We start from the raw sequence: 13,850 nt of genomic DNA, 5'->3' as shown, positions 1-13,850 counted from the left end.
TATAGGTTGGTCGCCTGCTCGATCAGCGGCGTCGCGTCCACCGCCAGAATTCATCGCACCCCCACACCAAGACCGGTAAGGGCAGCAACCACAGAACCTGATACCACGTGGGCGAGACTGTGCCGAATACACGCTGCGCCGACGGAAGCGTCACCACAACAGCGGCGAAGACAATCTCGAACGCAATCCCCCAGAGCAACAACCGATTCGAGAACAATCCAATCTTCCATAAGGATGCATGCTCTGTTCGAGAAGCGACGGCGGTTCCGATCTGGCACGACACGATCCCGAGGAAACTCATCGTCGTTGCCAGCTTCCAGGTGTGTTCGAGCGCACCTGAAGACACGTCGGCTCCGAAAGTCCAGCCTCCAGATAGAAGAGCAGCCATGAACAAGACCATGACTGCTGCAGCCGACGCGCCACCGAGCACGCCCCACGATCGCACCAGCATCATCTTGTCCACCACATTCTGTGAAGCTTTTCGCGGTGCCCGATCCATCAAGCCAGGCTCCTCCCGTTCCCGACCGAGTGCCAATGCGGGCAATGTCTCAGTGCCCAAATCGATTGCCAATATCTGCATCACGGTCAGGGGAAGTGGAATCTGACCGCCGGACAGGGCATACACCAGGAAGGGCACCACTTCGGGAGTCGCGTGCGCAAAAATGTAGACGATGAATTTACGGACATTGTCATAAACCCTGCGCCCAGCTTCGACCGCGTCGACGATAGTGGCGAAATTGTCGTCAGTGAGAACCATCGTCGCAGCCTCCCGAGCGACGTCAGTGCCGGACCGTCCCATCGCCACTCCGATGTCCGACCGTCGCAGAGCTGGAGCATCATTGACACCGTCGCCGGTCATCGCGACCACATAGCCACCGGCGCGAAGCGCATCTGTGATCCGAAGCTTCTCTTCCGGCGAACTCCGAGCGAAGATGATCTCGTTGTCGGAATACAGGAGTTCGTCGAGATCCTTCTCCGACATTTCCTCGAGTTCAGATCCGGTGACTACCTGAAGGCCCCCTCGGCCGATTCCCACACTTTCTGCAATTCCGCGTGCGGTGAGTCCATGATCGCCGGTCACCACAATGATGCGAATACCTGCAGTATGGCATTTCTCCACCGCGGCAGCGACTTCCGGGCGTGGAGGGTCGATCATCGCCACGATCCCTAGCAGTGTCATGTCTCGTTCGATGTCGAGACGAGACAATTGCTCCTCCTCGCCGATGATCGACAATCGTTCCGCCACGGCGATCAGTCGTAGTCCTTCCCGTGCCCAATCGTGGACCGCCGACGCCACCTCGGAACGCTCCGAGGACGTCAGATCATGCTCAGACGCATCGACCCCCACAATTCGGGAACACAAACTGAGGATCTCCTCCGGCGCCCCCTTCGCCTGGATCCGAAATTCATCTCCGACCCGGTCCACTGTCGACATCCTGCGAAGCTCGGGATCGAAAGGAAAAATCGTGTGGTGCACGTGAGTGGTCGCCGACAACGGCTCACCGATATCTGCCGCAGCCCGCAGCATCGCCAACTCGGTCGGGTCCCCCGAATCGTCCCCGCCGTCTTCAACGCGGCCGTCCCCGATTTCGGCATTACAACAGTAAGTGATCGCATGCGCTACACGACGCGGGACAGACCCCTCGGGCCACGTTGAATCGGTTGCTCCATTTGCGTCGAAGGAAAGAACGCCACCAGGCGTCCACAGTCTGGTAACCCGCATTCGATTCTGTGTCAGAGTTCCGGTCTTGTCGGTACAGATCACGCTCGTCGAACCGAGCGTTTCCACCGCCGAAATCCTTTTGACCAACGCCCCTCGTTTAGCAAGGGTGCGTACTCCAACTGCCAGCGCCAACGTGATGATCGGAAGGAGCCCTTCGGGAACATTGGCAACCAGGAGTCCGATCGCGAAGTTGATCGAATCTCCCCAGGACAATCCCGCAATCAAGCTACCGAGGGGGATGAATGCCGCGCCCATCACCACCGCTACACAGGCGATCAGCCAGGCAACCTTCTTCACTTGTTTCTCGAGTGGACTCTCGTCACGACCCACGCGCTGTGAAAGGGCAGCGATACGCCCGATCTCAGTACGCATACCAGTTGCGAAGACCAATCCCGTAGCTTTGCCGCCGAGCACATCCGTTCCACTGAAGGCGATGTCTCGGGCCGAAACCAAAGGCCCTGCATTACTTGTCGAATCCGCAGAAACAGTGACCGGAACCGACTCTCCGGTCAGCGTGGACAGATCTACCTGCACCGAGCCCGATATCAGTCGTACATCTGCCGACACTCGGCGACCTTCGTCGAGAATGATCACATCACCTGGAACCAAGGTCCGTGCATCCACCACTTGCTCAACGCGGTCACGGACCACAGTCGCCGTTTCAGGGAGAAATGCAGAGAGCGCCTCCACCGCTTGTTCGGCATGTAATTCCTGGACGAACGCGAACAACGCATTGACGAGAATCACCAGGACGATCGCCACCGCCAGTGGAGAAGCTCCACTGACAACAGCAAGCCCAGCGGCAACCCACAGCAGCAACGCGAGGGGATGAGTCAACTGCCCGAGTATCTCGCCAGGCCACTCACGTCCACGCCGACGCTGCAGTTCGTTGGAACCATGAACAACGGATCGACGTTCGGCTTCTCTGGCCGAGAGACCTTGCCGATCTGACCTGAGATCTCGAAACATTCGTTCCACGGATTCACGCGGATTCACCGCATCTGATTCCGAATCAGCGACCGCCTCGGACACATGCACACCTCCTCACGAACCGAGAACCAAACGCAACTACTCCGATCGAGGTTTCCCCGTCCGAGGACGCAATACCAGGGCACTCGGTCGTCAACTCGGGCCGTACAACCCACTGATCGAATCAGTGTCCGCCTGCCGTGCAACTAGTGACTTTCGGCCATGTATGCAATCGACACGCAACGCGAAGCTTGACGAAGACCGGACATGCCTGCAGATCCGCCCGCATGACAGTGCTCGTCTGGCACCCTGTCCCGCACAGAATCGAGAATCACCATGAGCGCCACCATCATCGTCGTCGTGGTTGCGGTAATCCTGTTCCTGATTTTCGCAATGGCGATACGAATCGTCACACAGTACGAGCGCGGTGTTCATTTTCGGCTCGGACGGATCATCGCGGTACGAGATCCGGGTCTTACGCTAATTATTCCCGCTGTCGACCGTATGACCAAGGTATCGATGCGTATCGTCACGATGCCGATCCAGTCGCAGGGAATCATCACACGAGACAACGTCAGCGTGGATATCGCAGCCGTTGCATACTTCAGAGTCATCGACGCGGAAAAGTCCGTGGTGACAATCGAGAGCGTCAACTCTGCCATCGATCAGATCGCGCAAACCACTCTCCGCAACGTGGTGGGTCAGCATTCTCTCGACGAGGTCCTGTCGGAAACGGCCGTGATCAACACCAGCATCCGTCAGATACTCGATACCACGACACTCGACTGGGGCGTCGAGGTAACGCTGGTAGAACTCAAGGACATTCAGCTTCCGGAAAGCATGAAACGAGCCATGGCGCGGGAAGCAGAGGCAGAACGAGAGAAGCGGGCAAAGATCATCGCAGCGGAAGGGGAAGCGCGCGCCGCCGCTGCACTCGGCGAAGCGTCGGACACCATGATGGATCACCCGTTGGCGCTACAACTGCGCAACCTGCAGACCCTCGCAGAGCTCGGCGTCGAGAAGAACACGACCGTTGTGTTCCCGGCCCCCCTGATGAGCGCGATCGGCGAACTCGGTTCGTTCCTTCACCGAGAAAATGCATCTGCGGAAGAGCTCTCCAATCGTAGTTCGAAAGACAACGGCTCGAGGGAAACGGCCTTCGACGCCGGCTCTCTCACCCTCGGTCAGTCATGATGTTCCCTTCTGGCCGAACCGATCCGGACGGCCGGCACCATGCGTAGGGATCTTATTCGCACGGCCATTGAGCCCAGTCACTGGTGGAATCAAGCTCCCTGGTCCTCGAACCAACTCATGCGTCCATCGGATCGACTCTGGTCTTCATTGGTCATCAGTGCAGTAGCGATCGGGGCTCTAGCCGTCCCTGTTGCAGCAGCAGTCGGCACTTCCGTCTACGCATCAGGCCGAGCACGAATCGAACAACAACACAACGTCTACAGCCAATGGAGCGGCACGGTCAGTGCGACTCCTGGGGTATCCGTGGACGGGATATTCGGGGCGAAGGCCACCACAGGCTCGCGCAAGGACGTGACATGGACCATGAACGGAATCTCCCGGACGGAACCAATGACCGCTCACTTCGACGCACGCCCGGGAGAGACGATCACAGTTTGGACGGATGAAGCAGGTGATCAGGTTCCACCTCCTCCTCAGACGTCGATCGCAGCTGTCGACGGCATCGCTGCCGCGATCACGTTGTACTCGGCGACCATTCTGTCGACGCATGTAACACTCAGCGCTGCAGGATCATTGATCCGCTGGTACAACGACCGCGCGTGGGAGAAGGAGTGGTCGAGCAAGGCCCCACCACTCGCATGACGTGCCGTACACCAGAGCATCGGCGAAGTTGGATCGAGCAGAAGTCGGATCGAGCACGTGTCGGCCTCCGCACCTACGGCGTCCCTCGAACTGCTGATTCCGGCGCCCGTCAGGATACGTGCGACGGGTCGGAACTGATCAGTCTGCGTTGCAGGACAGATGTTGCAGAACATATGCAGATCACGCACCTCCGCCCGCCTCCTCGGATTGATCTGCGAGGACGAAGTAACTTTCTTCTTCTTGCCGAAAATGCAACACCAGCACCGCATACAACCCATACAGACAGGCGAGAAGGTCTCCGACCTGTGTGTCGGCCACTTCCCCTCGCGCGTCTGCAACCCGAACATGATTGTCTAGCCGTCGACAAAGCCTCTCGATTTCGGAGTGTGCGTCGGCCACCGCGGAAATGGACTCGGCACCGCCCAACGAATGCTCCAGCGCCGGGTAGAGTTTCGCCCCCTCAGCCCGCTCATGCGGAAGAACCACGTCTTGAAGAAAACGATCGGTCTGGTGAAGTCGCCGAAGCGCCCATGTACGGTCGCCTCCAACGAGAGCTTCCGCAGTGGCACGAATGATATCGAGATCCGCACGTATACGGCGATGCTCAATCGAGAATCCGCGAAGCATCTCATTGAGCTCAGGACCGAGCGGCGGTGTGCTCAACCTCCCCCGTCCGAGCGCGCGTAAAGCGTTCAGTATGACTGCAACGTCAATCACCTCCTGTAACAACGCCCCTACCGCCGGGACCAAGAACCCGAGAGCCGCAAATATCATCGCGATCCCCGAAAGGCCGGTGCCGATGGTGGCGCTCTGGAGCGCAATTCGACGAGATCGCCGAGCAATATCCATTGCATCAGCCATTCGAGACAACCGGTCGGTCGTCAGGACGACGTCAGCAGCTTCGGATGACGCAGTGGCACCGCGTGCACCCATGGCAACGCCGACGGACGCTGCGGCGAGCGCCGGCGCGTCATTTATTCCGTCACCGACCATCACCGTCACGGCGCGCTCCGATTCTTCGCGCACTCGCGCGACTTTGTCGGCAGGTTCCTGTTCCGCATGAACCGCGTCCAGTCCGAGAACACATCCGACTTCGACCGCCGGTTCGGGACGGTCGCCGGTCAGCATCACGATCTTGGTGATCCCTGCCGATCGCAAACGGCGTATCGTCCAGCGCGCATCACTGCGAATTGGATCGGCCAGGAACAGCGCCCCCCTGAGCTGATCGTCAATGCGCACCCACACAACGACGGCCCCGTCGAGCCGCGCCCGATTCTCCACTGAGGCGGCCCAGTCCGGACGATCGATCGTGTCGGCGATCCTACCTACTTCGACATCATGACCGTCAACCTTTGCACTAACCCCATACCCTGGCCGTTCGGTCACCGATTCGGGGGTACTCAGTGACAGACCTTGCGCGCGAGCACTTCGGACGATGGACTCCGCCAAGATGTGTGAGGACACTTGGTCTGCGGATGCAGCCAGGCGAAGAATTGACGAACTGTCGTCGTGGTCTCCGCAGACGATGTCCGATTGCGTGGGTTTCCCGGTTGTCAATGTCCCTGTCTTGTCGATGACAAGAGTCCGTGCATTTCCCAACATCTCCAAAGCACCGCCGGACCTGACGATCACACCGATTCGAGACGCCCGAGACAAACCGGAGACGATCGCCACCGGCGCAGCCAACAACAGCGGGCAGGGGGTCGCGACGACCAGTACGGCGACCGCACGTGCCGCGGATCCACTCCACATCCAGGCGAAGCCACTCACGAGCAATGTTGCAGGTATGAACCACGCCGCCACGCGATCGGCAACACGCACGATCGGCGCGCTCTCGGCTGCCGCTTCCTGCGCAAGCGAAACAACACCGGCATAAGTGCTCGATCGGGCGGGCCGACTCGCCTCGATACGGCAACCGGCACCCGCGTTCACTACGCCACTGCGGACCGAATCACCGATCGAGCGCTCCACTGCCTTCGACTCACCTGTGAGCGTTGATTCGTCGAAAACTGCCGGTTCACCGACGACCCAACCGTCGGTGGGTACAACTTCTCCCGAGCTCAGGAAGATTCGGTCTCCTGGCACAATCTCGTCGACGGCCACCCTCCGAAGTTGACCGAACTCTTCGCGTTGCGCGGTCCTCGGGACATGTTCACGAAGCGAACGCAAATCTCGCGCCGCTCGACGATTGGCCGCAGCATCGAGAGTTCGCCCGGTCGCCAGCATGACTGCAATCAACGCTCCGGCCAGATACTCCCCTATCCAGATCGTCCCGAGCAGCGACAGCACGGCAATGACGTCTACCCCCGCCTGTCGTTTGCGCAACCCTTCGATAACCCACCACCCTGCCGGGAGCAACGCAACAATGGTGCCGAATACCCACAGCCCATCTGCCAAGGCTCGCTGATCGAGCATCCGCGCGAGGAAACCGACCGCCAGGGCGGTCGCAGTCACGATCAGCAGAATAGGCTCGGCGATCGTTGTCAAGCGCTGGAACAAATTTCGGATCAGCGACATGTTCTCAGGGTCCCCATCCATTCGACATGATCACTAGTGCCGTAATGCCCGACTACAACATCGGAATGCCCCGAGACGATCGACCCACCGCTTCGTCAGACTTGGAGGACCGTAGAAATCGACGCATCTCCCAGCGCGCAATAGTTTCAGTTTCGAGGAGCAGATCACATGAGCCGGCATGCTCCGTATCTCGACGTCAAAGAGACAAGTACCGGAGTGGTCGTACTTGCCGGAAGCCGCGCGTACAAGGTCAAGAAGGCCGTCTCCACGCCGTTCCTCGATTTCAGTGAGCCGTCACAACGGGAAGACGCTCTGCGACGTGAACTCGCGTTGAACAGGAGGATTTGCGCGGAGGTCTATCGCGGGGTGACGCACGTGGTCGATCCGTTGGACCACTCACGTGAGCCGATTCTGGTGATGGAACGAATGCCCGATGATCGACGACTATCCGCATTGGCGGCGACGAATGGGGATATCGCGTACCCATTGGAGCAGATCGCGACAACTTTGTCGGAGTTTCACGCACGCGCAGAAAGGAGCGAGCGTATATCGGAGCAGGGAAGGTCCTCCTGTGTCGAACTCCGTTGGAATGCAAATCTTGCCGAACTGCGCCAACTGTGTTCGGGGCTCGTTCCACCTGGCCGACTCGATCATGTCGAGTCGATGTACAAGAGATATCTGCGTGGGCGTGCGCGCCTGTTTGATTCGAGAATTTCCACGGATCGCATCGTGGACGGCCACGGAGACCTACTCGCGGATGACATTTTCGTGCTTCCCGACGGACCCAAAATTCTGGACTGCCTGGACTTCGACGATCAACTCAGGTGTGTCGACATTCTCGACGACAGCTGTTTCCTCGCCATGGACTTGGAATTCCTCGGCCATCAGGATCTCGCGCGAATGTTTCTCGCATCCATGGTGACGAAATCGAGTGATCAGCCGCCGATCTCGCTGATCGATCACTACATCGCCTACCGTGCGATCGTACGCGCCAAGGTCGACGCTTTGCGTCTGCAGCAAGGAAATTCGGACAGTTTGGCAGGGCTCGAACGCCACCTGATTCTTGGTGAGAACCACCTGCGGAGCGCACAGGTCAGACTGTGCCTGGTGGGCGGCTTCCCTGGGACCGGTAAGTCGACACTTTCTGCTGCACTTGGTGAACACACCGGCGCTACCGTCATATCCAGCGACCGAGTACGGCGCGAACTCGTCAACTCCGGTGCACTCGGCGGCTCCGCCGACACCTATCGGTCCGGGCTGTATTCACCCGATTCGGTTCACACTGTGTACAGCGAGATGCTCCGGCGGGCCCACCATCGTCTCTCGATGGGTGAATCGGTCGTACTCGACGCAACGTGGGCACGATCTCGACACCGCAGGGAGGCCGAATCATTATGCACAACAACATCATCAACACTGATCAGTTTGTCGACCAGCGCTCCGCTGCCCGTCGCAGTACAACGAATAGCCATGCGAACCGACACGCTGTCCGACGCCACCGCGGCAACGGCAGTCGCTATCGCGCAAGAACACGACCCATGGCCGGAAGCGATATCGATCGATACCGACACATCCATCGACGCCAGCGCCGCGTCGGCGCTGGATGCCTGGAAAAATTCAGTCAACGTGGGTTAGTAGTATCAACTCGAAACGGTCAATACTTCGTCTAGTGGACGACGGCCGGTCTCCTCTGGGCGATGTTCCCCGACTCCGACTTCGGACGTCCCTGCATCGTGTGCAGTGGCGGACGGATTTCTCTGCACCCCCACACGAATCATGACCTGGGGATACTGAAGCGTCTCGCCCGATCTCGAGGCAACATCTCGAACAATTTCCCGGCTCGAATCCACTTCTGTCAGATGCGTCAGAGGACAGGTGGCAAGGTGCGATGCAGTGGCGTGCAGCAGCAGCGAGGACATCGCCTGACCCACGTTCAGCCAGTCCATCGGCAGATCTGCAACCGAACTGAGCAACATCAAAGCTGCATCGTCTCCGACTCCGTATCCGATTCTCAAATGCCCGGATGGAAACCCTCGCGCGGACGCAGATTCGTGAACCGACAGCGCATCCGGTAGCACACCTCGCGGCAATCCGTCTGCTGTCGGAGTCGGGCGGATCCAGCTCTCCAGTTCGTTCCAGTACGCCGGATCGCTATGGTGCTGCTCTGCTGAAAGAGTTGCCGCGCGATCAAGCATGCCCGCGAATCGCTTTGACAAGCTGATCGCCGAGACGCCGAACACCGAGGCGTGCTGGGCAAGGTTGACCAGGGAGCCGAGGGGAGGTGCATCGAATGGCCGGCGGTCGGACCTTCGGCGCTCCAGAGATGCGAAGAGTGCTGCCTCGGAACTCATCGCGCGTGGGCGCCCTCTGAACGTGATCACCGCGAGCAGATCGGGTTGCCCTCGGTCGGGAAAATTTGCCACGATCGGCTCGATGAGATTGTGTTCCAAGGTCACTCGCAAATGATGTAATGCAGCACCGCAACTGATGATCGACTGCCTCCCCGCGGGATCCTCCACCGGGATCGAGCGCAGCCGATCGACACGTAGTTCAAGTGTGCCGCGCTGCAATCTCCACGACCACGGCTGGACATTGTGAACGGACGGTGCGGTGCAGGCCCAACGGACAGCATCGGTGATTGTCTCGGCATCTGCGCTCGCGTAGTGCACCATGGTCGATCACTCTCGTCGAAGTGGTCCGCTGTCGGACGAGCGGCGAACGTCTCTGTTGATCGTGTCCCCCGGCACGTGGTGTTCGCTACGGTCCTTTGTCATCGTCGAACTGCCGTGAAGCATCCTCCGTTCTCGCGGAATACTCGAACGTACCGCTACGGAGTTGCTCCACGATGCCGTCCGCCCACTCGTCGATGTCGGACCAGTCGCGCGCATCCGAATATCTACCGCCCATGATCTTGAAGACAACGCGACCCAACAGTGGCCAGTCTCCCCGTGTCAGCATGCCGGCGAATCTACGATGGTCGCGCAAGTCGGCAGACTCGCGGAGTTTCGTCACGGTCTTGGGTTCAGACGCTGTCGTTCTGATTCGACGAGTCAGACGAGGAGCCAGAAGAGTTGACGTCGCTCCCCACGTCGCGACTGAAAAAGCCCACACCGGTTGAGTCTTCGCTGCCGAACTCCGACGAAAGACCGCTTCCCTTGCTGCGGGCAGCCAATCCATTCCGTGAATGGCGCTTCCCACGATCACAGCGTCGAACCATTCGTGCCCTGGGTCCTCTTCCACTGCCGACAGTGACACGTCGAATCCCGGGACGCCACATCGGTCGGCTATCTTCCGGGCGATTCCTCGAGTCGACCCGTTGGCACTCGCGTACTCGATCAGCACTTTGATCATCGTCACCCGTTCCAGTCTGGTAGTGGCACCGACCAGACCAGCTTCGTACCGCTTCCAGGGAGCGGCCGTACCTCGAACGTCCCGTCCCGTGCGAGCGCCCTGTCGCACAGGTTCTTCAATCCACGCCGGTGCGTGGTCGGTTCGAAACCTATACCGTCATCCTCGATCACGATGGTCAATGCATCGTGCACGTCGACGGTGATCCCGACGGTGGACGCGTGGGCATGCTGGACCACGTTGCTGAGAGCTTCTCGTACTACCGCCTCAGCTTGCTCTCCCAACGAGGCATCTACAACTGACAGCGGCCCTCGGACTTGGACAGTTATCCGCAATTCGGTGTCAGCGCTCGCTTCTGCTACTACCTGGTTCAATCGTTTTCGGAGAGACAGCGCTCCGTCGTCACCTGAATGCAGGTCGAAAATGACACGGCGAATGTCCTGAATTATTTCTTGCAGGTCACCGATGGTCGCGTCGAGACGCCTCTGGACTTCCGGCGCGCGCGCACGCTGAAGGGTCCCCTGTACGGACAACCCTACGGCGAAGAGCCGCTGAATCACGTGATCGTGAAGGTCACGAGCAATCCGATCCCGATCCGAGAGAATATCCATTTCGCGCATCCGACGCTGATTGTCAGCCAGCCGCAGTGCAACCCCGCCCTGGTCGGCGAACGCCGACATCAACGAAACTTGATCGGCGGTGTATTGCTCAGATCCCTTTACTTTCAACACGACCAGAACGCCCTGAATGTACTGGCCGTCTCTCAGCGGCAGTACGATCGCGGGTCCGTACTCGTTCTCGTCACCGAATCCAGGATCGAAGGCCAACGACTCGGTTGAAATCGGCATCTTCGACCTGTAAGCGGCACCGGACGTCGAGCAGTCCAACGGAATGCTGTGCCCCACCAGGATCTCGGATTCGGGTCCACTGGCAACTGTGATTACCAGCTCGGCTGGCTCTCGTCCTGTTACTTCCGGGTCGGGGGGCACGGCGAGAAACGCACAGTCGGAGTGTGTGAGAGACGAGGATCTGTCTGTGATCAATTGAAGGACCTCCAGCGGATTCACCCCGGCCAACAACTCGGTGGTTACCTCACTGGTCGCCTGCATCCACTCCTGCTTCATCCGAGCCAACGCGTAGAGCTGCGAATTGTCGATCGCGATTCCAGCGGCTGCAGCAAACCCGAGAACTGTCATTTCGTCGCGCGCTGAAAACTCCTCTCCGTTCGATTTCTCAGCGAGGTAGAGATTTCCGAAAACCTTGCCGCGCGTCTGAATCGGCACCCCGAGAAAGGTTCTCATCGGCGGATGGTGTTTCGGGAAGCCGACCGAGGCGTCGTGCTCCGCCAGATCGCCCAACCGCAACGGCCTCGGATCGGAGATCAGAACACCGAGCACACCGCGCCCGCGCGGAAGGTCACCGATCAACTTCGTCGTCTCCTCGTCGATTCCTTCGAAGACGAACTGGTTCAACTCATCGCCCTCGCCGACTACACCGAGCGCCCCGAACTTCGCGTCGACCAACGCGATGGCAGATTTGACGATCGTCCGTAGCGTCGAATCCAGATCCAGACCGGAGGACACTGCCAGCAAGGCTTCGAGAAACCCGTCGACGTGGATGAGTTGTTCCATCGGGACGCCCAAGTTGACCGACGTCGTCCCGCTCTCCAGGCGGGAGCTCGACTCGCTGTTCGTCATGGCGGCGGCAGATGTTCGTGCATCTTTGTTGCCAGTATCGCCGCCTGAGTTCGTCTCTCGACGCCCAGCTTGCTCAACAATCGCGACACGTAGTTCTTCACTGTCTTCTCCGCCAAGAACATCCGCGCCGCGATCTGTCGATTCGTCAATCCTTCTCCGAGCAATCCCAGCAAAACGCGCTCTTGTTGGCTCAGTTCCTCGAATGGACCGTTCTTATCCGCTGCATCGGTTCGCAGCTTGGCCATCAATGCGGCAGCAGCCCTGTTGTCGAGTAACGATTTCCCCGCACCGACATCTCGAACCGCTCGGGCGAGATCCAGGCCTTTGATGTCCTTGACCACGTAACCACTCGCACCGGCCAGGATCGCGTCGAGCATCGCCTGGTCGTCCTCGAAGGAGGTGAGGATCAAACACCGCAAACCAGGCAACTTCGACAGAAGTTCACGGCACAGTTCGATGCCGTTTCCGTCAGGAAGCCGAACGTCGAGCACAGCCACGTCGGGCTTCAGGGCCGGGATCCGCGCAATGGCATGGGCGTAGTCCGACGCCTCTCCAACGACTCGCAACCCTGGGTCGTCCTCCAGCAACTCGACGAGGCCGCGCCGAACAACCTCGTGATCATCCACCAGGAACACGTCCGTCATCGAACCATCCGTTCTGCCACCATCGGCGCATTCGCCCACATAGAACGACTACCCAGCGGCGGACGAACGAATCACCCCGCTCAACTCAGGGTGAGGACATCCGCGACGGATCGTCGTGGTGTCTCCGCCGGCCGGGTGGCCTCGGGCGCTCGCCCGATTCGGACCAACATCTGCGGCACGCCGATCTCAGGAACCAGTTTCCCGATGACCGAACGACTCACTGTCACTTCGGTCATGTGCGAGAGCGGGCAAGTCGCCGCGCCTCGCACCGTCGACTCGAGTAAGACGCGAGAGAGCGCTTGCCCGGCTCGCAACCAGTCGATACGTGCGTCAGCCGGGGTACCGAGGGCCACGACAGAGGATTCGTCGATCGGGCCACCGACTTCTACAGGCGAATCGGGACGGAAGGGAAATTTCCGTCCCAGCGGAACGCCACCGGCGCCGGAAACAAGTGCAGTTGCGGGAATACCGCCCGATTTCAAAGAATGCCCAGCCCACCAATGAAGCTCGGCTTGATACTCCGAGTCGTATCGTCTGGCTGCAGCTGTCGCTTCTGTCGCGGCGGTCAGGCCGGTCCGTTGAGCCTCGTTCAGCACCACAACTCTCACCTCCCAGCCCGCGGCATCGTGAGCCACACTGTCAACCACGTCGTCGATCTCCTCGAATATCCCGAAGGATCGCCGGTCGGTCCGCCGACGTCGGATAGCCGTCAACATGTCGAAGTCGTGGGAACGGGGATGCCCGTCATGCCGAAAGGTGATAGTGGCAAGAAGACTCGGGGACACCGCACGTTGTTCGTAGTGAATCTCTGCGTTCCAGCGCAGCCCCAAGAGACCTACTCTCAGATGGTCGAGAGCAGCACCGCAACTGATATGCAGTTGCCGCCCCGTGGGATCGGCAGCCCGCAGTAGCCTGCTGTGATCACCGAACAGTTGCAGCTTGCCGTCCGTGTAGATCCATCGCCAGGGTTGGCTGTTGTGCAGAGACGGCGCACGACACGCGAGATCGACAGCAAGTTGGATCACGCTCGAATCCGGTCTGGTGAGGTCCACGTCTCCTCCGATCTCGGGCGGCCCAACGCCATTCGCACGGCCCTCAGTAGAGAGCGTTGCAGGA

General features: G+C 59.6%; 10 protein-coding genes. 3 read left to right on the top strand and 7 right to left on the bottom strand.

Going from position 1 to position 13,850, the window contains the following annotated elements; genetic code table 11:
* Positions 1-22 precede the first annotated feature (22 nt).
* On the bottom strand, positions 23-2,755 hold the full coding sequence (locus G9U53_RS24865; RefSeq protein WP_347570825.1) for a cation-transporting P-type ATPase: 2,733 nt from the start codon (positions 2,753-2,755) through the stop codon (positions 23-25).
* Between the two features lie 273 nt (positions 2,756-3,028).
* On the opposite strand from G9U53_RS24865, the gene G9U53_RS24860 reads away from it, so the two are divergent.
* Positions 3,029-3,886, top strand: a complete 858-nt coding sequence (locus G9U53_RS24860; protein WP_165639340.1) for a slipin family protein — start codon at positions 3,029-3,031, stop codon at positions 3,884-3,886.
* Positions 3,887-4,003: 117 nt separating this feature from the next.
* Positions 4,004-4,528, top strand: coding sequence for a hypothetical protein (locus G9U53_RS24855; protein WP_081559310.1), 525 nt, complete (start codon positions 4,004-4,006; stop codon positions 4,526-4,528).
* Positions 4,529-4,708: 180 nt separating this feature from the next.
* On the opposite strand, the gene G9U53_RS24850 is transcribed toward G9U53_RS24855, so the two are convergent.
* On the bottom strand, positions 4,709-7,045 hold the full coding sequence (locus G9U53_RS24850) for a heavy metal translocating P-type ATPase (protein WP_165639339.1): 2,337 nt from the start codon (positions 7,043-7,045) through the stop codon (positions 4,709-4,711).
* 168 nt (positions 7,046-7,213) lie between these two features.
* On the opposite strand from G9U53_RS24850, the gene G9U53_RS24845 reads away from it, so the two are divergent.
* Positions 7,214-8,680 (top strand): AAA family ATPase, encoded by a 1,467-nt coding sequence (locus G9U53_RS24845; protein WP_165639338.1) that lies wholly within the window; start codon positions 7,214-7,216, stop codon positions 8,678-8,680.
* A gap of 5 nt (positions 8,681-8,685) precedes the next feature.
* Here G9U53_RS24845 and G9U53_RS24840 read toward each other — a convergent pair whose 3' ends face one another.
* The 5 genes from G9U53_RS24840 to G9U53_RS24820 form a co-directional block, all read right to left on the bottom strand.
* Positions 8,686-9,501 (bottom strand): hypothetical protein, encoded by an 816-nt coding sequence (locus G9U53_RS24840; RefSeq protein ID WP_165639337.1) that lies wholly within the window; start codon positions 9,499-9,501, stop codon positions 8,686-8,688.
* A gap of 301 nt (positions 9,502-9,802) precedes the next feature.
* A complete protein-coding gene (locus G9U53_RS24835) occupies positions 9,803-10,396 on the bottom strand; it encodes a flavodoxin domain-containing protein (protein WP_207624608.1) in 594 nt (197 codons plus the stop codon).
* A gap of 2 nt (positions 10,397-10,398) precedes the next feature.
* Positions 10,399-12,090 carry a GAF domain-containing sensor histidine kinase gene (locus G9U53_RS24830; RefSeq protein WP_165639336.1) on the bottom strand — a complete coding sequence of 564 codons (1,692 nt, stop codon included), beginning with the start codon at positions 12,088-12,090 and terminating at the stop codon, positions 10,399-10,401.
* A complete protein-coding gene (locus tag G9U53_RS24825; RefSeq protein ID WP_064445020.1) occupies positions 12,087-12,734 on the bottom strand; it encodes a response regulator transcription factor in 648 nt (215 codons plus the stop codon). The genes G9U53_RS24830 and G9U53_RS24825 overlap by 4 nt, the downstream gene beginning before the upstream one ends.
* 80 nt (positions 12,735-12,814) lie before the next feature.
* A complete protein-coding gene (locus G9U53_RS24820; RefSeq protein WP_064444994.1) occupies positions 12,815-13,786 on the bottom strand; it encodes a hypothetical protein in 972 nt (323 codons plus the stop codon).
* Positions 13,787-13,850: the final 64 nt, after the last annotated feature.

It is taken from the genome of Rhodococcus sp. D-46, from assembly GCF_011290655.1.
Classification (GTDB): domain Bacteria; phylum Actinomycetota; class Actinomycetes; order Mycobacteriales; family Mycobacteriaceae; genus Rhodococcus_F; species Rhodococcus_F qingshengii.
The sequence above is the reverse complement of the archived record's forward strand: the minus strand, read 5'-3'. Positions and strand labels throughout refer to the sequence as shown.